The 19,050-nt window shown below is 65.9% G+C and carries 16 protein-coding genes, 2 tRNA genes, 2 pseudogenes and 1 riboswitch; of the genes and pseudogenes, 1 reads left to right on the top strand and 19 read right to left on the bottom strand.

Annotated features, from left to right (window positions below; genetic code table 11):
* Nucleotides 1-159 precede the first annotated feature (159 nt).
* The 16 genes and pseudogenes from B1A87_RS05790 to B1A87_RS05720 form a co-directional block, all read right to left on the bottom strand.
* A pseudogene (locus tag B1A87_RS05790) lies at nucleotides 160-774 on the bottom strand (carbonic anhydrase).
* Nucleotides 775-953: 179 nt separating this feature from the next.
* Nucleotides 954-1,029 (bottom strand) — tRNA-Ala (locus B1A87_RS05785).
* A gap of 642 nt (nucleotides 1,030-1,671) precedes the next feature.
* Entirely contained in the window at nucleotides 1,672-1,998 is a 327-nt protein-coding gene (locus tag B1A87_RS05780; RefSeq protein WP_078028825.1) for a hypothetical protein, read from the bottom strand.
* A gap of 200 nt (nucleotides 1,999-2,198) precedes the next feature.
* Nucleotides 2,199-2,271 (bottom strand) — tRNA-Ala (locus tag B1A87_RS05775).
* Between the two features lie 140 nt (nucleotides 2,272-2,411).
* Nucleotides 2,412-2,813 (bottom strand): ribosome silencing factor, encoded by a 402-nt coding sequence (gene rsfS, locus B1A87_RS05770; protein ID WP_078028824.1) that lies wholly within the window; start codon nucleotides 2,811-2,813, stop codon nucleotides 2,412-2,414.
* 47 nt (nucleotides 2,814-2,860) lie between these two features.
* Complete coding sequence (locus B1A87_RS24580) at nucleotides 2,861-3,313, bottom strand: hypothetical protein (RefSeq protein WP_313902452.1); 453 nt, start codon at nucleotides 3,311-3,313, stop codon at nucleotides 2,861-2,863.
* Nucleotides 3,262-4,194, bottom strand: a complete 933-nt coding sequence (locus B1A87_RS05765) for a hypothetical protein (RefSeq protein ID WP_313902451.1) — start codon at nucleotides 4,192-4,194, stop codon at nucleotides 3,262-3,264. The genes B1A87_RS24580 and B1A87_RS05765 overlap by 52 nt, the downstream gene beginning before the upstream one ends.
* 11 nt (nucleotides 4,195-4,205) lie before the next feature.
* Nucleotides 4,206-4,820, bottom strand: a complete 615-nt coding sequence (gene nadD, locus B1A87_RS05760; RefSeq protein ID WP_260681025.1) for a nicotinate-nucleotide adenylyltransferase — start codon at nucleotides 4,818-4,820, stop codon at nucleotides 4,206-4,208.
* A gap of 55 nt (nucleotides 4,821-4,875) precedes the next feature.
* The gene (locus tag B1A87_RS05755) at nucleotides 4,876-5,100 is read right to left on the bottom strand and encodes a hypothetical protein (RefSeq protein ID WP_078028822.1); all 225 of its coding nucleotides are present in this window, start codon (nucleotides 5,098-5,100) and stop codon (nucleotides 4,876-4,878) included.
* A gap of 77 nt (nucleotides 5,101-5,177) precedes the next feature.
* Entirely contained in the window at nucleotides 5,178-6,527 is a 1,350-nt protein-coding gene (locus B1A87_RS05750; RefSeq protein WP_078028821.1) for a glutamate-5-semialdehyde dehydrogenase, read from the bottom strand.
* A gap of 26 nt (nucleotides 6,528-6,553) precedes the next feature.
* Nucleotides 6,554-7,651 carry a glutamate 5-kinase gene (gene proB, locus B1A87_RS05745; RefSeq protein WP_139362861.1) on the bottom strand — a complete coding sequence of 366 codons (1,098 nt, stop codon included), beginning with the start codon at nucleotides 7,649-7,651 and terminating at the stop codon, nucleotides 6,554-6,556.
* 64 nt (nucleotides 7,652-7,715) lie between these two features.
* Entirely contained in the window at nucleotides 7,716-9,305 is a 1,590-nt protein-coding gene (obgE, locus tag B1A87_RS05740) for a GTPase ObgE (RefSeq protein WP_078028819.1), read from the bottom strand.
* Between the two features lie 117 nt (nucleotides 9,306-9,422).
* Nucleotides 9,423-9,686, bottom strand: a complete 264-nt coding sequence (gene rpmA, locus B1A87_RS05735; protein WP_003803426.1) for a 50S ribosomal protein L27 — start codon at nucleotides 9,684-9,686, stop codon at nucleotides 9,423-9,425.
* Between the two features lie 62 nt (nucleotides 9,687-9,748).
* Nucleotides 9,749-10,057 (bottom strand): 50S ribosomal protein L21, encoded by a 309-nt coding sequence (gene rplU / locus B1A87_RS05730; protein ID WP_056625134.1) that lies wholly within the window; start codon nucleotides 10,055-10,057, stop codon nucleotides 9,749-9,751.
* A 331-nt stretch (nucleotides 10,058-10,388) separates the two neighbouring features.
* Nucleotides 10,389-12,008, bottom strand: coding sequence for a bifunctional hydroxymethylpyrimidine kinase/phosphomethylpyrimidine kinase (locus B1A87_RS05725; protein ID WP_185982247.1), 1,620 nt, complete (start codon nucleotides 12,006-12,008; stop codon nucleotides 10,389-10,391).
* Nucleotides 11,991-12,088, bottom strand: a riboswitch (TPP riboswitch). Its footprint overlaps the gene before it by 18 nt.
* 116 nt (nucleotides 12,089-12,204) lie before the next feature.
* Nucleotides 12,205-15,531: pseudogene (locus B1A87_RS05720) on the bottom strand (Rne/Rng family ribonuclease).
* Between the two features lie 459 nt (nucleotides 15,532-15,990).
* Here B1A87_RS05720 and B1A87_RS05715 point away from each other — a divergent pair.
* Entirely contained in the window at nucleotides 15,991-16,674 is a 684-nt protein-coding gene (locus B1A87_RS05715) for a vitamin K epoxide reductase family protein (protein ID WP_078028816.1), read from the top strand.
* Between the two features lie 92 nt (nucleotides 16,675-16,766).
* Here B1A87_RS05715 and ndk read toward each other — a convergent pair whose 3' ends face one another.
* From ndk to B1A87_RS05700, 3 genes are read right to left on the bottom strand one after another with little or no spacing between them, the layout of a single operon-like run.
* Nucleotides 16,767-17,180, bottom strand: a complete 414-nt coding sequence (gene ndk, locus B1A87_RS05710) for a nucleoside-diphosphate kinase (RefSeq protein WP_078028815.1) — start codon at nucleotides 17,178-17,180, stop codon at nucleotides 16,767-16,769.
* 40 nt (nucleotides 17,181-17,220) lie between these two features.
* Nucleotides 17,221-17,685, bottom strand: coding sequence for a DUF4233 domain-containing protein (locus B1A87_RS05705; protein ID WP_078028814.1), 465 nt, complete (start codon nucleotides 17,683-17,685; stop codon nucleotides 17,221-17,223).
* Nucleotides 17,685-19,046, bottom strand: coding sequence for a folylpolyglutamate synthase/dihydrofolate synthase family protein (locus tag B1A87_RS05700; RefSeq protein WP_078028813.1), 1,362 nt, complete (start codon nucleotides 19,044-19,046; stop codon nucleotides 17,685-17,687). Before B1A87_RS05700 ends, B1A87_RS05705 begins: the two co-directional genes overlap by 1 nt.
* Between the last annotated feature and the right edge of the window lie 4 nt (nucleotides 19,047-19,050).

Raw genomic sequence — 19,050 nt, 5'->3', positions numbered from 1 at the left:
GGCCTCCCCCAATTGGGCTGCCCCCCGGAGCCCAAAGGCTCCGTCACGCTCCCTTAGCCTAAGACTGCTTGCCGCTCCCGTCCATAGTCTCGGACCTTGCCTGCCCCTTCAGCTGCGGATTACGCTCCGTCCTCAGGTTGGCGCAGGGTTTCGCCAGCTTCAGAGGACGCCAGATACGGAGACGAGCTGCGCCCTGCCCTCTTCGAGCCGGCACGCGACGGCGATCACCGCGGCGGAGTAATTGTCCACGGCGTCGAAAATCACCCGTGAGCCGTCCAGCAGACGGCCCACCGTCTGCTTGGCGTGTTCGACGACCATGTCGTTGACGTTCGTCTTGTTCTGGCGCAGCGAGCTCAGCACCGACGGGGTGATCCGATCAACCAGGTCGCGGATGTGGCCCAGCGGCACCTCCCCCGTTTCCACGGCGTCTTTCGCAGCGGTGACGGCACCGCAGTTGTCATGTCCGAGGACGACGATCAGAGGGACTTTGAGCACCGAGACGCCGTACTCGAGCTAACCCAGAACGGCGTCGTCGATCACATGACCGGCCGTGCGCACCACGAAGACGTCACCGAGGCCGACGTCGAAGATGATCTCCGCGGCCAGACGTGAGTCCGCACAGCCAAAGATGACGGCGAACGGGCTTTGGGTGTTCACCAGAGCGCTGCGCCGGGAGGCGTTCTGGTTCGGGTGCAGCGAATCTCCCGTGACGAAACGCGCGTTGCCTTCAAGGAGGCGCTGCCACGCATCGTACGGGCTGATTCTGGTGCTCACCCTACTTACTTTACGAGAGCGTCCGGCAGGCCCAAGCGGGGAGGCCTCGCTTCCGAGGCCGGGTCAGGCGCAGTGGCCTCAGCACCCAAAGGCGGCCGATAAGACTGCCGAGTCGCGTTGGATTTCGGTAAAGAAAAAACCGCCGGAACAGGGCTTAGCCCTTGTTCCAGCGGTTTCTTTGGTGGAGCTGAGGGGACTCGAACCCCTGACCCCCTGCATGCCATGCAGGTGCGCTACCAGCTGCGCCACAGCCCCAAACCGTTTCTCCGGGAGTGTTTTGCGTTTCCCGGAAGCAACCTGACTAGCGTAATCCAGAATCGGGCCGTAAGCCAATCGGCAGATTGTGATGTACGCCACGGGCAGAATGGCCGCAGTCCCGGACCGAAAAGCGTGGCCGCTGAGTGAACGCGAAGCCTGTTTCGGAGACCGCCCCTACCCGGCTCTCAGCGCGCTTGCGCCGCTGTTGTCGCTCGCAAGTTAGGACCATAATTGGAAGTAATCACCGGGGCTGGGCCGGCGGCGGTGCCGCCTGTCTGAGACCCGGGTGGCTCCCCCAGCCGCCGCCGTCCCTTATCAACGGACGGCCTCAAGGCACTATGCACGGGCCGCGTGGGGCGCATTGCCAGACTGTCCTTGCGGTGATAAAACGTCCTTATGGGCAGGCTGCACCACCAGTAGCCGGCCCCGCAGGATAAACAGGAGATCACGTAAGTCGGCACAGATCCCCTCATAGACCGGAAGGGATGCCGGGACACGCTAAGGCTGCCTATTGGGCGGTGGGCTTTTACAGAACGCCAAGGCGCATTGTCGCGCAACTGCAGCAGACAGCGCACGGACTGTCCCTCCCGCAAAGGTCCCCGGTCGCAGATGCGGCCGGGGACCACCCACGCCAGGGTCTCAGAGGCCGACGGAGCTGCGGTTGATGTTGATGACACGGATGACGACTGCGGCGAGGACCAGGACGACACCAAGGGCGATGAGGCCCCACGTCGGAACCGACGCGGAATCGATATTCCGGTAACACTCCGCGGCGGCCTTGGAGCCGCGCCGGAGCGAGTCGAAGATCTCAGCGGAGCGGCTTTCCGGCAGCAGCGGGCTGCCGCAAAGTGGTCCGGTTTTCTGCAAACCGACGATGATCCCCGCGACCAACACGGAAAATCCCGCGACAATCAACCAGATCCAGCCGCGGCGCGTCCTGAGGTCCAGCTGTCCGGCCCCGTCCATGTCTCCCCCCTTTGAAAACGCACCTGATGCAGGGAATCATATCGGTCCCGGGGCGCTGCGCTAACCGGTGGGGTCCAGGCGTGCACGTTGCGGTAGTTTCCGGACGCCGTCGGCTGCCGTACCCGTCGACGCTGCGTCAAGACGAGAGAAAAGAAAAACCGCCGGAACAGACCTAAGTCGTGTTCCGGCGGTTTCCTGGGTGGAGCTGAGGGGACTCGAACCCCTGACCCCCTGCATGCCATGCAGGTGCGCTACCAGCTGCGCCACAGCCCCTTATTTTCGCCGCTTCGACGCCATCAGCTCTCGCCTCAGGCCTGTCCTTTGTCCGGATCCCTCCGAAGCAACTCAAATATCTTAGAACAGCGATTCCGAAAATTCCAAATCGGGCATATTCGGTGCCGTTCGCTGCTGGCCTACTCCTGCTCGGAGGCAGCAGTAGCCTTTGCCGAGGTGTCGTCGCCCAGCTGCAGGTCCACTACGGGGCAGTCCTTCCAGAGCCGCTCAAGCGCATAGAAGACGCGGTCTTCCTCATGCTGGACGTGGATCACGACGTCGGAGTAGTCAAGCAGGACCCAGCGGCCGGCGGAACGGCCTTCACGGCGGACCGGGCGGAGGTCCTTCTTGATGAGCTCCTCTTCGATGCCGTCGACGATCGCGTTGACCTGGCGCTCGCTCGGTGCGGAGGCAATCAAGAAAACGTCTGCCAGGGCGAGGCGTTCGCTAACATCGAGGGCGACGATGTCCTGGGCGATCTTGTCGGCCGCCGCCCTTGCTGCGTGTCGGGCGGTGGCGATGGATGAATCAGATGCAGTCACGGGACTCCTTGTAGTGGTGTAAAACGTGTGGTGGAACGTTGCTGAAGTCAGCGCGAGAGACCGCTGATGATCATGATGACGCCGGCGATGAGGGCGATGGCCCCCAGGGCCAGCACCCCGACCTGGAGGAGCCTGAGCCGGTGTGCACGGCCGAGGCCGGCCGTGGCAGCATCCAGGGGGTCAAGACCGTACGCGGACTTCGCGGCCACAGGAGGGAGCGCGGTGAAATCCTCGCCCGCCTCCGCGTCCCAGGCTGCATTCTGCGGCGCTGCCGCGGATCCCGCGGCCGCACGTGCGGCGGCCTCGGCGCGGGCAATGACCCGTGACCTGCCCGTTGACGGTGTGCTTCCGGCGGAACGGGCAGATTTGGATGGCCGTTTTCCCCGTGCCGGCACGCGGGGCCCGGGGCTGGTCACCACGGGAACGTACGAGGTGGCCGGACGCTTCATCACCGGACGGTCGACGCCCGGCACCTGGACAAACTCCAGGGGCGTGACCATGGCGAGGTTGCTGGCGGTGGACGGGCCGTTGTGCGGCTGCGCCGGCGTGTTCTGTTCAGCCAGTTTCTGTTTGGCCAAGATGTGTATAAGAGACAGGCCGCCCGTTCCGCGAGGGCAATCTGTTCGGCCAGGATCTCCGGGTCCACGGCTTCGGGGTCCGTGGCCGCGATGTGTTCCATCTTGGCGATCTGGTTCTCGGCCTGCGCGGCGATGAGTGAGCGTGCTTCAAGGGCCTGCTCGACTGTCATGCCGTCGGGCAGTTCACCGCCCATCGGCCCCGCCGGCTCGGCGGCCGGCGCGCGTCCGCCGCCGGCCCCGTCCTCGGCGCTGGGGTTACGCTTCTGCACAGCATCGTCAGCGGGCGCCGGGGCAGCCTTGGGGGCCACACCAGGTTGAGCAGGCGCCACATCGGGACCGGCTGCCGCAGGCGGGACCACGGCGATGGCCGAGGTGACAGCCTGTTCCTTAAGCTGCATCAGCCTGAGCTGGCGGCGCGTGGGCGGCCCGCCTCCGGACAGCTGCTCTTCCTTTTCCGCCAGTTCCTTGATGGTTCGCAGGGCCGCACGGTCCCTGGCCCGGATCTGGGACGAACGCTCAGCAGCGGAGCCGGCCGGCACGGAATCCACGGGACCGGGGGCTACCCGGCGGACGCGCCCGGTGGCTTTGCCAGAGGTGGCCATGCCGGGGTGGGACGTGCTGTCCGGGCCTAAGGCCTCGCCGTTGCGTGGAGCATCATTCTTGCCGGTGTTAGCCGGCTGTTTCGAGGCAGGAGCTACCCCGCCGGCACCCGTGGTGCCGGCGTCCTGGTTCTTACCCAGGGCTTCATCTCTGGCCTTCCGTAGTTCACGGCGGCTGCGGACGGGTGGCTGTTCCTGACTCATCTAAAACTCATTCAGTGCTGGCTGGTTCGTCTGTCTCGGGTAAGCGCGGAGCTGCTGTTCTGGGCCGGCGAAGCGGCGTAGAGGCCGTATTTTGCGATGTACTGGACAACCCCGTCCGGCACGAGGTACCAGACCGGATTGTTGGCGGCCACGCGGGCGCGGCAGTCCGTCGATGAGATCGCCATGGCCGGTACCTCAAGGAGGCTGACGTCCTTCCGGCCCATGCCGTCCAGTTCGTGACCCGGCCGGGTGACTCCAACGAAGTGGGCCAGGGACCAGAGCTCGTCAATGTCTTTCCACGACAGGATCTGAGCCAGGGCGTCCGCTCCGGTGATAAAGAACAGATCGGCATCGGGCCGTTGGGTGCGCAGGTCACGAAGCGTGTCTATCGTGTACGTGGGACCCGGGCGGTCGACGTCGACCCTGCTGACGGTAAACCGCGGGTTCGACGCCGTGGCAATCACCGTCATGAGATAGCGGTGCTCCGGTTCGCTGACCTTCTTGCTGGACTTCTGCCACGGCTGGCCTGTGGGTACGAAGACCACTTCGTCCAGTCCGAATTTCGCGGCCACCTCGCTGGCGGCAACGAGGTGACCGTGGTGGATGGGATCGAAGGTTCCACCCATCACGCCCAGCCGCAGCCGGCGTTCCGAACCGTGGTGGCGCAATGCGGCAGGAATGTTAGTGACCCTGGCCGTGATCGTGCTTGTTGGGATGCTGGCGGTGCGGGTCTGCATGCTCGTCAACCGCCGTGTGGCGGTTCCCCAGGTTGGTGTAGGAGAGGGTGATGAACATGAGGATCAGCAGGATGGAAAAGATCGACACGCCAAAGACCCATGGCTCGGCCAACATCGGCGCCCTTTCTTCATGTTCGGCAACGGACGCAGCGATCTGCTGGAGCAGCATGTTCTCCCCTAGGATAAAAGGATGACGACGGCGGACATTCCCGCCGTTCAGGACTTCTGTTCTATGTTACCGCGTTGCTAGACGCGGACCTGGCCCTCGCCCTGCACGATCCACTTGGTGGTGGTCAGTTCGGTGAGGCCCATCGGTCCGCGGGCATGCAGCTTTTGCGTGGAGATGCCGACTTCGGCGCCCAGGCCCAATTCGCCGCCGTCGGTGAACCGCGTGGACGCGTTCACGATGACCGCCGCGGAGTCGATTTCCGCAATGAAGCGCTCGGCGTTCCCGAGGTCGTTGGTCAGGATCGCCTCCGTGTGGCCGGAGGACCAGGTGCGGATGTGCTTCACGGCCTCATCCAGGCTGTCCACCATGGCGACGGCAAGGTCCAGATCCATGTACTCCGTGGCCCAGTCCTCGTCCGTGGCGGGCACGGACTCCACCGACGCGGGAAGCGCCGCCCGGATCCGGTCATCGGCGTGCAGCCGGACACCGGCCTTGCTGAGGGCGGCAGCCACGGCCGGAAGAACGGTTGAGCCGGAGTGGACCAGCAGCGTCTCCACTGTGTTGCAGACGCTGGGCCGCTGCGTCTTGGCGTTGAGGAGGATCTCCACGGCCATGTCTTCGCTGGCGGATTCGTCGATAAAGATGTGGACGTTGCCCTCACCCGTTTCGATAACCGGCACCGATGAGTTGTTCACGACCGTCTGGATCAGCTCCCGGCCGCCGCGGGGGATCAGCACATCCACGCGCCCGCGGGCGCGCATCAGGACGTTGGCCCCTTCGCGGCCGTACTGGTCCACCGTCTGCACGGCATCGGCCGGCAGGCCCACGGACTCGAGGGCCTCGCGAAGCACCAGGATCAGCGCTTCGTTGGTGGCGGCTGCGGCGGTGCCGCCGCGAAGGATCACCGCGTTGCCGCTCTTCAGCGCCAGACCGGCGATGTCCACGGTCACGTTGGGGCGTGCTTCATAAATGGCCGCCACGACGCCCATGGGAACGTTGATCTGCCGAAGCCGCAGGCCGTTGGGCAGGGTCTGCCCGCGGACCACATTGCCGACGGGATCCGGCAGTCCAGCGAGGTTGTCGAGTGCTGCGGCGAGGGCCTCGATCCGGGCCTCAGTCAGGGTCAGGCGGTCCAGAAGGGCCGCCGAGGTGCCATTCGCGCGGCCGGCCTCAACGTCTTTGGCGTTGGCAGCAAGGACCTGGGCCTTGCGTTCCAGCAGGGCCGCCCCGATGGCGCGGAGCCCCTGATCCTTCAGAGCCCGGTTTGCGCGGCCCATGCTGCGGGCAGCCAGGCGGGACCGGTCAGCGATCGCATACACCGCCGCCTCGACCTCAGCGGGTGAGGGCTGGCTGTTTTCGGGCATGGAGGGGACCTGCGTAGCGTCGTTGGATGTCTCTGCTGCTTGGTTCATCAGTGCCTCAGTCATCATTCAAGTCTAGGCGAGCCGGCCCGTTAGACCAGAACCAGGTCATCAACGTGAACAACTTCACGGTCGAAGCCCCGCCCCAGGGACTCCCCCAGCTCCACGGTGGAACGGCCCAGCATCTGCGGCAGTTCAGCCGACGAATAGTTCACCAGGCCGCGGGCGATAACGGTACCCGCGGCGGAAACCATTTCGACGGCGTCGCCGGCTTCAAAGGTGCCCTCAACGGCCGAAATCCCCGCCGGGAGCAGCGAGGTGCGGTTGTCCCGCACGGCCCGCACAGCGCCGTCGTCAAGAATCAGCCGGCCCTCCACGTGCGCGAGGTGGGCGAGCCACATCATGCGCACGGACTTGCGCCCGCCGTTCACGGTGAACCAGGTGCCAACATCCTCCCCGGCGAGGGCAGCGGCTGCGTTCGCCGTGGACGTGACCAGTGCGGGTATGCCGGAATCGGCAGCCATAGTGGCGGCCTCGACCTTTGTCTGCATGCCGCCGGTGCCCACTCCGGCCTTGCCGGGGCTGCCGATGGACACACCTTCAAGGTCCTGCGGGCCGTCGACCTGCGGGATGCGCTTGGCGCCCTTGGAGGGCGGTCCGTCATAAAGGGAGTCGACGTCGGAGAGCAGCACCAGCGCGTCAGCCCGGACCAGGTGTGCCACGAGGGCAGAGAGCCGGTCGTTGTCGCCGAAGCGGATCTTGTGGGTCGCGACGGTGTCGTTCTCATTGACCACGGGCACGACGCCGAGGTTCAGCAGTCGGTTCAGTGCCCGGAACGCGTTCTGGTGGTGGCTGCGCCGCATCAGGTCATCCGCGGTCAACAGCACCTGGCTCACGGTCACGCCGTGGGCGCCGAAGGCTTGGGTGTAGCGGGCCATGAGCAGGCCCTGGCCCACACTGGCAGCGGCCTGCTGGGTGGCAAGGTCGCGCGGGCGCTTTGCCAGGCCCAGGGGTGCCAGTCCTGCCGAGATGGCACCGGAAGAAACCAGGATGATTTCAGTTCCGTCATTGCACTTGGCGGCCAGCGCATCCGAGAGTTCGGTCAGCGCTTCCTCTGAGATTCCGCCCTTAATGCTCGTAAGAGACGACGATCCTACCTTGACGACGATGCGGCGCGCTCTGGCGAGCATGCTGCGGTCTTCAGTTTTGGGTTCCTCGATGACAATTGCGGAATTATCGGTCACGTGTGCGGGTTCACTCCTCATTTTCGGTGTTCAGTCCACTCTCCTTGAGCGGCCGTGCAGCGCGGCGGCCGCTGACTGACTCAGTCCAGATGCCGGCCTTGCGCTCGGCCTCCAGCTCGGCGCGTGCCGCAGCCTTGGCGTCGCGGCGCTCCTGCTGTTCGTCGCGCTTCTGCCCGCGGGTGGGGCGGTCGCCGATGTCGGCAAAGCGGACGTCGGTGCCACGCGGAGAGGCGAGCAGCTCGGCACCGGCCATCATGGTGGGCTCCCAGTCGAATACCACGCCGTCGTCTTCACCGATCACCACGGTGTCGCCGGGCTTGGCGCCCTGCTTGAACAGCTCGTTTTCCACGCCTAGCTTGGCGAGGCGGTCGGCGAGGTAGCCGATGGCTTCCTCGTTGGTGAAATCGGTCTGCTTGACCCAGCGCACAGGCTTCTCGCCCAGGACGCGGAACAGCGGCTCCAGGTTCTTTTCCTCGCGGCGGATCCTGAATCCGGCTACGTTGACTGCACGCGGACGCAGCACCGGAGCATGCACCTTGGGGGGCGTGGCGGCCACGGTGTCGCGGGCGGCCTTGACGATCTCGGCCATGGCGAAGCCAAGCTGGCGCAGGCCCTCATGGCTTGTGGCTGAGACTTCGAAAACACGGTATCCCCGGGATTCCAGCTCAGGCCGGACAAATTCAGCCATGTCCTTGCCGTCCGGCAGATCGACCTTGTTCAGGGCGACCAGCCGTGGCCGGTGGTTGAGGGGGACAACTTCGCCGTCAGTGCCGGCGTAGCTCATGTCAACGGCGTATTTTTCGAGCTCAGCTTCAATAATTGCGAGGTCGGCGAGCGGGTCACGGTCAGATTCGAGCGTACCGCAGTCCAAAACGTGCACCAAAGCCGCGCAACGCTCCACGTGGCGGAGGAAGTTGTGGCCAAGGCCCTTGCCTTCGCTGGCTCCCTCGATGAGTCCGGGGACGTCGGCGATGGTGAAACGGACCTCGCCAGCCTGGACCACGCCGAGGTTGGGGATGAGCGTGGTGAAGGGGTAGTCCGCAATCTTGGGACGGGCGGCGGACATTGCCGCGATGAGGCTCGACTTGCCGGCGGAAGGGAATCCGACCAGTGCGATGTCGGCTATGGATTTGAGTTCCAGCACGATGTCGCTGGAGTCGCCTTCGATGCCGAGCAGGGCGAACCCGGGCGCACGGCGCTTCTGGGAGGACAGCGAGGCGTTGCCCAGCCCGCCCTGGCCGCCGGCCGCCGCAATGAATTCGGTACCTTCGCCCACCAGGTCGGCAAGGACCTGGCCGTCCTTGGTCTTCACGACGGTGCCGTCGGGTACGGGAAGGATCAGGGTTTCACCGTTCTTGCCGCCTCGCCAGTCACCCATGCCGGGGCCGCCGTTGGTGGCATGCCGGTGGGGGGCGTGGTGGTAGTCCAGCAGCGTGGTGGTCTGCGAGTCAACCCGCAGGATGACGTCGCCGCCGTCGCCGCCGTTGCCGCCGTCGGGGCCGCCCAGCGGCTTGAACTTCTCACGGTGGACGGAGACACAGCCGTGGCCGCCGGTACCGCCGGATACGTGCAGTACTACCCGGTCTACAAAGCTCGCCACGGTGAATCTCCTCTGTGCTTAACCTGGCTGTCTTGGACACCCAAATTGATTGTAATGCGGTTAAAAGAACAGTGGAGCGGGCCATCATGGCCCGCTCCACCGGTTCAGATCTTGTTGTTACTCTGCAGCTGCAGCAGCAACGATGTTCACGACTCGACGGCCGCGGCGGGTGCCGAATTCGACAGCGCCGGCCTGCAGTGCGAACAGGGTGTCGTCTCCGCCACGGCCAACGCCTGCACCGGGGTGGAAGTGGGTGCCTCGCTGGCGGACGATGATCTCGCCTGCGGAAACTACCTGGCCGCCGAAGCGCTTGACGCCGAGGTACTGGGCGTTGGAGTCACGACCGTTGCGAGTGGAGCTCGCGCCTTTTTTATGTGCCATTTGGAATGCCTGCCTTTAAATTCTGGGGAATCTGCTGAAAACCTGAACCGTAACCGGTGGGGTTACTTGATTCCGGTGATCTTGACCTTGGTCAGTTCCTGACGGTGACCCTGGCGCTTCTTGTAACCGGTCTTGTTCTTGAACTTCTGGATGACGATCTTCGGACCACGAAGGTCCTGAAGGATCTCAGCCGTAACAGTTACCTTGGCCAGGTCCGCAGCTGCGGAGGTGACCTTCTCACCGTCCACCAGGAGCAGTGCGGGCAGCTCAATGGTGCTGCCAGCTCCACCGGCGACGCGGTTCAGGGTAACGAAGTCTCCAACGGAAACCTTCTCTTGGCGGCCGCCTGCGCGGACAATCGCGTACACCACTTGGGAACTCACTTCTCTCGACGTTTATTACTAAATTTGCGTGCGGAATCCGGGTCCAATTGTTTGGCCTGGCTCTCGCTGTGCCTCAACGCCGTGGGTTCCCCGGGGGAACCCGTGAGCTAACCCAAGAACTATTCCGATTGGATGGTTCCCGGGGTCATAACCCAAGTGTTGGCGTAAGCACCGAAGATCTAGAATACGCTAATTTTGCCTTCGGCCGCAAATGAGGCTGGTTTCGGCGGGTTGTCCGTGATAGGCGCCACAAGGGCTTCCGCACCGACTTGCCGTTACCGTGCGCGACTATCTTACCGGGTCTGGCCCCCGATTCCGGTCAGCTGTGGTGGCGCGGCGCGTCGAAGAATTCCACCTCGTAGCGGCAGGACTGCCGGAAGGCGGTCACCATGGCCTCCCGCTCGGCCGGCGACGCGGCGAGTCCCGCCGCGTCAGTGATGCCGATGGCCTTCCTCGTGGCGGCGGCGAAGTCCTCGTCGGCGTAAGTCCGCAGCCAATCGGCGTACGGGTGGGCCGCAGGCGCCCCGGCCGCAACGAATTGCGCGTGCAGGGCCTCCCCGGCGTCGGCGTACAGCCAGAAGCACGGCAGGACCGCGGCCACCAGGACTGAATAGCTGCCGGACACCGACGCGGCCAGCAGATGGTCCACGTAGGCCTTGGTGACGGGCCCCAGTTCCGCCTGCATCGTCCTGGTGCTCAGCCAGCTGCGGTGCAGCTCCGATTCGACTTCGAGGCACTGCTGCGCCGACCGGGCCCAGAACAGCTGTTCGGATTCGGTGGGGGCAAGGGCACTGGCCCGTGCCAGGACGCGCGAGTACCCGTTGAGGTAGATGGCGTCCTGGGCAAGGTAATAGGCGAATTGCTTCTCCGGAAGCGTGCCGTCCGTCAGCGCTTTGATGAATCCCAGGCCAAAGATCGCTTCGAGATCGGCAGCGGCTTCTGCGCGCAGTAGCTCGGCGAAGTCGCCTTCCCGCCGCGGCGGTCCGGCCGGCGCCGGGGCGCCAGGCGTCAAGTCACCGGAGGGCAGGTTCGCGGACGGCAGGTGGTGGAAGTGGTTCACCGGTCCGTTGCCGCTGCCCACCTCCAGCTGGTCGGAGGTGCGGAGCGCCTCGGCAAGCCACGGTTTGACGGCGCGCAGGGATGCTTCCCAGTCCCCCAGCCTCGCCTGGACCGTTGCCATGGCGGACGACAGCGAACATCCGGTGCCGTGGCTGTTGCGCGTTTGGATCCGCTGGCCGTCCACCACCACGACGTCGGCGGACAGCAGGCCCCGGGTGTTGATCAGGGCATCCGGGCAGTCATCGCCGTCGAGGTGGCCGCCTTTGACCAGCACGGTGGCCCCGGTTCCGGCTGCAAGCCGCCTGCCCTGCTCCAGCGCCTCGGACCAGCTCGCAGCCTCGGGCTCGCCGAGCAGCATGCCCAGCTCCACGAGATTGGGGGTGATGAGGTCAGCCAGCGGGAGGAGCGCGCGGAGGGCCGCCTCGGCGGACGCCTGAAGCAGCCGGTCGCCGCTCGTCGCCACCATGACGGGATCAAGAACAACGACGCCGGGACGGACCTTCTCCAGCCAGCTGCGGACCGCGGTGATCACCTGCTCGTCACCGAGCATTCCGATTTTCACGGCGTCAACACTGATGTCGTCGCTGACGGCGTTCAGCTGCGCGGTGAGGAACGGCGCGGGCGGAACGTGCACGCCGCTCACCCCCCTGGTGTTCTGGGCGGTCAGCGCCGTGATGGCGGCCATTCCGTAGCCGCCGCTGGCTGCGATGCTTTTCAGGTCCGCCTGGATACCGGCGCCGCCCGACGGATCCGAGCCGGCGATGGCAAGGACACGCGGAATGGTCCGGGACGTAGCGACGGTCGTGTCGACGTCGCTGACGGCGGAACCGGGAGCGGCCGCAGGCGCGGGCAGGACAGATGCTGTAGACAAACGAGACATCCCTTCGCCGGTGCTGACCGGACAGGTTCAACGGGTTTGGATCTCAGCCGGCACCTGGCGCGGCACCCCGTGTCAGTCCCCCAGCCTAGCGGCTAACTCCGCCGCCGGCACTGCGTTGCGGATTACGACCAACGGCGTTAACCAGCGGAAGCCGGTGCTGCAACTGCAGCACCGGCCTCCGTCATGACGGGTCAGCTCAGAGTTCTGAGGCGGGTACGCCTACTCCGAGAATGATCGGTTCGTTCGCCGGCTTGGCGGCCGCCGCTGATTCCGCTTCAGGAGCCTTGGCCTCGTGTGAGTGCCCGGTGGCTGCTGCCGGAGCCGTCTCGTGGTGCTCCACCGACGTCTCGTTCGCTGCGCCCTGGGCACGGCTGGCGCTGCGGTTGCGGCGCGGGCGGCGGGCCCGGGGCTGCAGGGCGGAGTGGTCCTCATAGCGGTCACCGTCAGAACCCGGGGCTCCCGTGGCGGGACGTGCCGTTGCCGCAGCAGGGGCAGCAGCTGCGCGTTCAGCAGCTGCCGGTGCTGCGGCGGCCGGGGCGTTTCCCCCAGCGGAGGGCGCCGGCTCGCCGAGGTGGGCGAAGGCCTTCTCCAGCCGGTCCAGGGTCAGTGCCGGGGATTCCTTGGCGTGTTCGTCAGCGTGCTCAACAAACGGCAGCACCACTTTCTCGCCGCCCAAAGGTCAGCACGGCACCCGGGCGGCCCGAAACGCTTTCCGTCTCGGGGGCGCGGTGCACGACCGGGCTTTCCGGGGCGGCCGCGGCGGGCACGTCCGGACGGGCGGCGTCGCCGGTGGCGCTGTGGGCGGCATCCTCATGCAGGTGCGCGGCGTGGGCTGCGGCTGCAATGTTGGCCAGTGCTGCCCGGGTGGCTTCGGCCTTGGCGTGGCGCTCCGCGTCGGTGGGCTCCGGGTGGGCAGCGGCCGAAGCCGCCGGGGCGCCGTCAGTCGCAACCTGCCCGCCCTTGCCGCGGCGGCGGCTCTTGCGCTCGGTGCGGGCGACGGGCTGGCTCTCGGTCCGCGGGACATGGTGCTCAGCGGCCACGATGTGTATAAGAGACAGGCGGTGCTCGACGGGCTCGTCGTGGGTGACGATGCCGCGGCCGGCGCACGTCTCGCACTGCTCGCCGAAGACTTCCAGCAGACCGGTGCCCATGCGCTTGCGGGTCATCTGTACCAGTCCCAGGGAGGTCACTTCGGCCACCTGGTGCTTGGTGCGGTCACGGCCCAAGCATTCCACCATGCGGCGCAGGACCAGATCGCGGTTGGATTCGAGCACCATGTCGATGAAGTCGATGACGATGATGCCGCCGATGTCGCGCAGGCGCAGCTGGCGAACCACTTCCTCGGCGGCTTCCAGGTTGTTCTTGGTGACGGTCTCCTCGAGGTTGCCGCCGCTGCCGGTGAACTTGCCGGTGTTAACGTCCACCACGGTCATGGCCTCGGTGCGGTCAATCACCAGCGAGCCGCCGGAGGGCAGGAACACCTTGCGGTCCAGGGCCTTGTGGATCTGCTCGTCGATCCGCCAGGCCGCGAAGATATCGGTGTCCTTGGTCCACTTCTCCAGGCGGCCCACCAGGTCGGGTGCCACGTAGGTGACGTAGGCCTCGATGGTGTCCCACGCCTCCTCGCCGGAAACGATCAGCTTCGAGAAGTCCTCGTTGAAGACGTCGCGGACCACCTTGATGGTCAGGTCCGGTTCTCCGTAGAGCAGTTCCGGGGCGAGGACCTTCGTGGAGCTCGACTGACCCTCGATGCCTTCCCACTGCGCGCGCAGCCGGTTGATATCGTGCGTCAGCTCCTCCTCCGAGGCGCCTTCCGCCGCGGTGCGGACGATCACGCCGGCATTCTCCGGCAGGCGGTCCTTGAGGATCCGCTTCAGGCGGTTGCGTTCGACGTCTGGGAGCTTGCGGGAGATGCCAGTCATGGAACCGCCGGGAACGTACACGAGGTACCGGCCGGGCAGCGAAATCTGGCTGGTGAGGCGGGCGCCCTTGTGGCCGACCGGGTCCTTGGTGACCTGGACCAGGACGGAGTCGCCGGACTTCAGCGCGTTCTCGATCCGCCGCTGCTTGCCCTCGAGGTTGACCGCTTCCCAGTTCACTTCACCGGCGTAGAGCACGGCGTTGCGGCCGCGGCCGATGTCAACGAAGGCGGCTTCCATCGACGGCAGCACGTTCTGGACCTTGCCCAGGTAGACGTTGCCGATCAGGGAGTCCTGCTGCGTCTTGGACACGAAGTGCTCGGCCAGCACACCGTCTTCGAGGACACCGATCTGGATTCTGTCGTCGCGCTGGCGGACGATCATCTGGCGGTCCACGGATTCGCGGCGGGCCAGGAACTCGGCCTCGGTGATGACGGTGCGGCGGCGGCCGGTGTCGCGGGATTCGCGGCGGCGCTGCTTCTTGGCCTCCAGCCGGGTGGAGCCCTTGACGGACGTGACGCGGTTGTTGACCGGCGCCTCGCTGATGGCGCGCGGCGCACGGACGCGGGTCACGGTGTTGGGGGGATCGTCGCCCTCCCCGCCCTGTCTCTTATACACATCTAGGTCGCCACGGCGGCGGCGGCGGCGGCGGCGGGACGTCACGCCGTCGTCGGCCTGGCCGGTGATCTCTTCATCGGCGTCGTCGGCCGCATCGCTGCCGTCCGCATCGACGTCGGAGTCGTCGGTGTCCGTGATGTCGCGGTCAGTGCGGCTCCGGCCCCGGCGCCCGCGGCTACGGCGGCGGCGGCGTCCGCCGTCGTCGTCCTGCTCGTCCTCGACGCCTTCGACGTCGCTGTCCTCGGCGGCGGCGGCGCGGCAGCCGGGCGGATCACTTTGTTCAGGTCTGGAGCCTGAAAGATGATCGACGTGACTGACGCCGGCTCCAGGAAGAGCGATCCCACCGGGGCCTGTTCTTCAGGCTCCTCTTCGGCGGCCGCCTCCTGCGTGCCGGCGGCCGCGGTTGCCTCGGCCTGGATCTCCGGAACAGTGGTCTCTTCAACCCGTGTCTCTGCTGCCGGGGTTTCGACTCCTGCGGCCGGGGCTTCCTCCGGGGCGGCCGTTTCTGCGGCAGCGGCTTCGGCTGTTTCCACGGCCTTGGGCTTGGCCACGCGCCGGGCGGCGCACAGGCTTCGCTTCGGGCTCGGGCTCTGCAGCGGCCTCGGGCTCGGCAGCGGGCTCGACGACGGCGGGCTCGGCCGGGGCGGCAACGGCACCTGCCGTGGCAGCGGCATCAGCAACGGGGCGTCGGCGAAAGCGGGCAACGGCTCCTCGGCTACTTTCTTCCGGGACCGGGTTCGGCGTACGGGAGCCTTGGCCTCGGCAGCCGGAGCGCCGGGCTCGCCCTGCGCCTGCTCGCCCGGTGCGGGCTCGGCGACGGCGGGCTGCTGGAGTTCCGGGGTTGTTGCCGCGGCGTCAGTGTCCGCCGTGGCCTTGGGCGCTGCCTTGCGCCGCGTCCTGGTGGCCCTCTTGGGAGCCTCGGCTGCTCCCGATTCCTCGTTGGCAGCCTGTTCTTCGTTAACGGCTATTACCTGGTCATTATCCATATGTGGCGACACTCCTGCCCCTGACATGCCGCCACATCCGGCACCCATTGGGGCACATATTGTCAAAACCCTCAGGCGTTGACAGAAGTCAATTGGATACCCTCAGGTTCGCACCGGCAGTGGGGTGCGGCAGCCCTGAAAGGCCGGCGGGGATGTCACTGGAACCCGTTGTTTCTGCAATCCACAACCAGGTGCCGTCCAATGGAATGCGGGAGGCCGGATCTAGGTATCCGGAGCCTTCACTGCTCCTCATTGGCGGTCTTGGGAACAAGCCACCGGACCGGAGTTCGAATGTGGTTCGAGCTCCAGCCACGTTCATTCTCTCACACCGCACTTCAAAATCGCTGTAATTGCGTGACAAAGGCGGTCAATGCCGCCTGCGGCGGCGGCGGCAAGTTTGCTCCCAGTTGGCGGCGATACAATCTCGGCAGGAGCACCCCAGACAAAGGACGCCATCCCATGCCCAGCACCTCGCCTTCCGCCGGCACGGATTCCGGTACCGCATACGCCGACGAATCCGAACGCACCCGCGCCACCGCCGGCGCCGTCTTACCTGCAACCACCCGCGACCGCCCCTTCGGCTGGCTGCTGGTCATCACCGGGGTGGTGGGGTGGCTTGCCTCGGGCATCCTGGTGCTCGAAAAGCTGGAGGTACTCAAAGATCCCAACCACACCACTGTCTGCGACGTGAATCCGTGGATCTCGTGCGGGCAAGTCATGCAGACACCGCAGAGCTCCGTGTTCGGGTTCCCCAACATGTTCATTGGCATCGTCGCCTTCGCCGTCATCATCACCACCGGAATGGCGCTGCTGTCCGGGGCAAAGTTCGCCCGCTGGTACTGGATCGGGCTGCAGACGGGCGTGACGCTCGGCTTCGCCTTCGTGGTGTGGCTGTGGTTCCAGGCACTCTACGAGATCCGCATCCTGTGCCCGTTCTGCATGGTGGTGTGGGCCGTCATGATTCCGCTGTTCGTCTGGGTGACCGTGCGCAACACCGTCCACGGCGTCATCCCTGCACCGGCCCGGGTGGCGCGCCTCGCAGGAGACTCCGGCTGGATCATCACGGCGCTCCTCTACGTCGCCGTGATCGCCACCATCTTCTTCGCCTTCATCCAGGTGTTCGTCGGCACGTCCGGGTTCTAAGCCAAAGAAAAAAGCGCGAACTGGCAATTAATGCCCTCAAAATCACCTTTTGAGGGCATTTGCTGCCAGTTCGCGCTGGTCGCTCTTAGGTCCTAGAACCAGATCTTGATTTCGCGCTCGGCCGAGTCCACGGAGTCCGAGCCGTGCACGAGGTTCTGCTGGACCTTCAGGCCCCAGTCGCGGCCGAAGTCGCCGCGGATGGTTCCCGGCGCAGCGGTCGTGGGGTCGGTGGTGCCGGCCAGCACACGGAAGCCTTCGATGACGCGGTGGCCCTCGAAGATGGCGGCGACAACGGGGCCGCTGAGCATGAACTCGACCAGCGGCTCGTAGAACGGCTTGCCCACGTGCTCTTCATAGTGCTGCTCCAGCAGCTCACGGCTGGCGTCGACCTTCTTGAGTTCGGCGAGGGTGTAGCCCTTGGCTTCGATCCTGCTGAGGATCTCGCCGGTCAGGTTGCGGGTGACGCCGTCGGGCTTGATCAGGACGAGGGTGCGCTCAATGCTCACAGCTGCTCCAATGTGGTTGGTTGTGGGTTTCCGGGTAAGTCTACGGGTTCTGGCCGGCGCCTTCATTGCCGGCGCCGGCCGGATGCGCGGCGTCCCATTCGGCCTGTTCACGCGCCCGCTGGGCGGCTTCCGCGTCGATCCTGATGCCGGTCCTGATGCCGTACCACCAGGAAAGGGCGAACAGCGCACCCACCAGGAACATCGTGGGCTCCACGAAGCCGAGGAGGATGAGCACCAGCTGGAGGATCCAGCCCAATGCAACGCCCCACGGCTTCGACAGGACGGCGCACGCCAGGATGAGGACCAGGCTGAGTCCGATGCCAACCGAAAGAATCAGTACCGGGGAGATCTCGCTGCGGCGGAGCCCGAACACCGCCAGGGTGGCGAAGAACGCCACGAACGCCTCCAGCAGCAGAACGGTGGACGCGAACATGATCTTGGTGGAACGCCGCTTCTTGGGCATGCCAGGCCGCCATTCGCGCTGGGCCTTGGTCAGCCGGGCCATCAGGCGTCCGCCTTTCCGAACAGGATTCGCGCATCCGCGACGAGGGTGATCGAACCCGTGACCAGCACTCCGCCGGCAAGGTCGTCGTTGGCTTCGGCGCGCTCCACGGCCCACTCGAGGGCGTCGTCGAGCTTCTCGGTGATGTGGATGTTTTCCTCGCCAAACCCAAGCTCGACGGCGATCTCCGCAAGTTCCGCGGCGGGAACCGCCCGCGGCGAATTCGACTGGGTGAAGCAGTATTCCTCGGCAAGGTCGCCCAGGGACTCCTTGAGCTGGCGCAGGATCTCCTCGGCGTCCTTTTCCTTGAGGATTCCCACCACCACCACGAGTTTGCTGAAGCTGAAGGCTTCATGAATGGCCTCGGCCGAAACGCGGATGCCGTCCGGGTTGTGGGCGGCGTCCACGATGATGGTGGGGGCGGTGCGCACCACCTCAAGCCGCCCGGGCGAGGTGACGGTGGCGAAGGCCTCCTGGAGCACCTCGGCGTCGAGCTCTTTGTTGCCGCCGCCCAGGAAGGCCTCGAGCGCGGCGATGGCCACGGCCGCGTTCTCCGCCTGGTGGGCGCCGTGCAGCGGAACCATCAGCTCCGGATAGCGCCCGGCGATGCCCTGGATGGTCACCAGCTGCCCGCCGACGGCAACCTGCCGTGATTCAACGCCGAACTCCACACCTTCGAAGCGGAACGGCGCCTGGACTTCCTTTGCCTTCTCCAGCAGCACCTGGGCGGCGTCCACGGGCTGGGCGGCGCTGATGAGGAAGCCGCCGGGCTTGATGATGCCGGCCTTTTCGTAGGCGATGTCCTCGGTGGTGTCGCCAAGGAGGTCGGTGTGGTCCAGCGAGATGGGGGTCACCACGGCCACCTGGCCGTCACCCACGTTGGTGGCGTCGGTGATGCCGCCCAGGCCCACCTCCATGACCGCCACGTTGACCGGCTGGTCGGCGAAGACGGCGAACGCGAGGATGGTCAGGCACTCAAAGTACGTCAGCTTTGGCTGTGCCTCGGCGAGGAGCTCGTTGTCCACAATTTCGAGGTACGGCCGGATTTCGTCCCAGATCCGGACGAACGTCTCATCCGAGACCGGCGCGCCGTCGATGCTGATCCGCTCCGTGACTTTGGACAGGTGCGGGCTCGTGTAGCGGCCGGTGCTGAGGCCGTGGGCCCGGAGGCCGGCCTCGATCATGCGTGCCGTGGATGTCTTGCCGTTGGTGCCGGTCACGTGGATGATCGGAAACGCCTTGTTGGGCTCCCCCAGCACATCCATGGCGCGGAACAGCGGCGCGAGCCGCGGCTCCATCTTGTTTTCCGGCGCGCGGCCCAGCAGCTCGGCGTAGACGCTCTCCACGGAGAATTCGTCGGTCATAAGT

Source organism: Arthrobacter sp. KBS0703 (genome assembly GCF_002008315.2).
In the GTDB taxonomy this organism is placed as follows: domain Bacteria; phylum Actinomycetota; class Actinomycetes; order Actinomycetales; family Micrococcaceae; genus Arthrobacter.
The sequence above is the reverse complement of the archived record's forward strand: the minus strand, read 5'-3'. Positions and strand labels throughout refer to the sequence as shown.

What these genes read in the sequence shown, in the direction of transcription:
- B1A87_RS05780 (WP_078028825.1), bottom strand. Translation starts at nt 1,998, where the DNA reads ATGGACGGGGCCGGACAGCTGGACCTCAGGACGCGCCGCGGCTGGATC.
- B1A87_RS24580 (WP_313902452.1), bottom strand. Translation starts at nt 3,313, where the DNA reads ATGGTCACGCCCCTGGAGTTTGTCCAGGTGCCGGGCGTCGACCGTCCG.
- B1A87_RS05765 (WP_313902451.1), bottom strand. Translation starts at nt 4,194, where the DNA reads ATGAGTCAGGAACAGCCACCCGTCCGCAGCCGCCGTGAACTACGGAAG.
- nadD (WP_260681025.1), bottom strand. Translation starts at nt 4,820, where the DNA reads ATGGGTGGAACCTTCGATCCCATCCACCACGGTCACCTCGTTGCCGCC.
- B1A87_RS05755 (WP_078028822.1), bottom strand. Translation starts at nt 5,100, where the DNA reads ATGCTGCTCCAGCAGATCGCTGCGTCCGTTGCCGAACATGAAGAAAGG.
- B1A87_RS05750 (WP_078028821.1), bottom strand. Translation starts at nt 6,527, where the DNA reads ATGACTGAGGCACTGATGAACCAAGCAGCAGAGACATCCAACGACGCT.
- proB (WP_139362861.1), bottom strand. Translation starts at nt 7,651, where the DNA reads ATGCTCGCCAGAGCGCGCCGCATCGTCGTCAAGGTAGGATCGTCGTCT.
- rpmA (WP_003803426.1), bottom strand. Translation starts at nt 9,686, where the DNA reads ATGGCACATAAAAAAGGCGCGAGCTCCACTCGCAACGGTCGTGACTCC.
- B1A87_RS05725 (WP_185982247.1), bottom strand. Translation starts at nt 12,008, where the DNA reads ATGTCTCGTTTGTCTACAGCATCTGTCCTGCCCGCGCCTGCGGCCGCT.
- B1A87_RS05715 (WP_078028816.1), top strand. Translation starts at nt 15,991, where the DNA reads ATGCCCAGCACCTCGCCTTCCGCCGGCACGGATTCCGGTACCGCATAC.
- B1A87_RS05705 (WP_078028814.1), bottom strand. Translation starts at nt 17,685, where the DNA reads ATGGCCCGGCTGACCAAGGCCCAGCGCGAATGGCGGCCTGGCATGCCC.
- B1A87_RS05700 (WP_078028813.1), bottom strand. Translation starts at nt 19,046, where the DNA reads ATGACCGACGAATTCTCCGTGGAGAGCGTCTACGCCGAGCTGCTGGGC.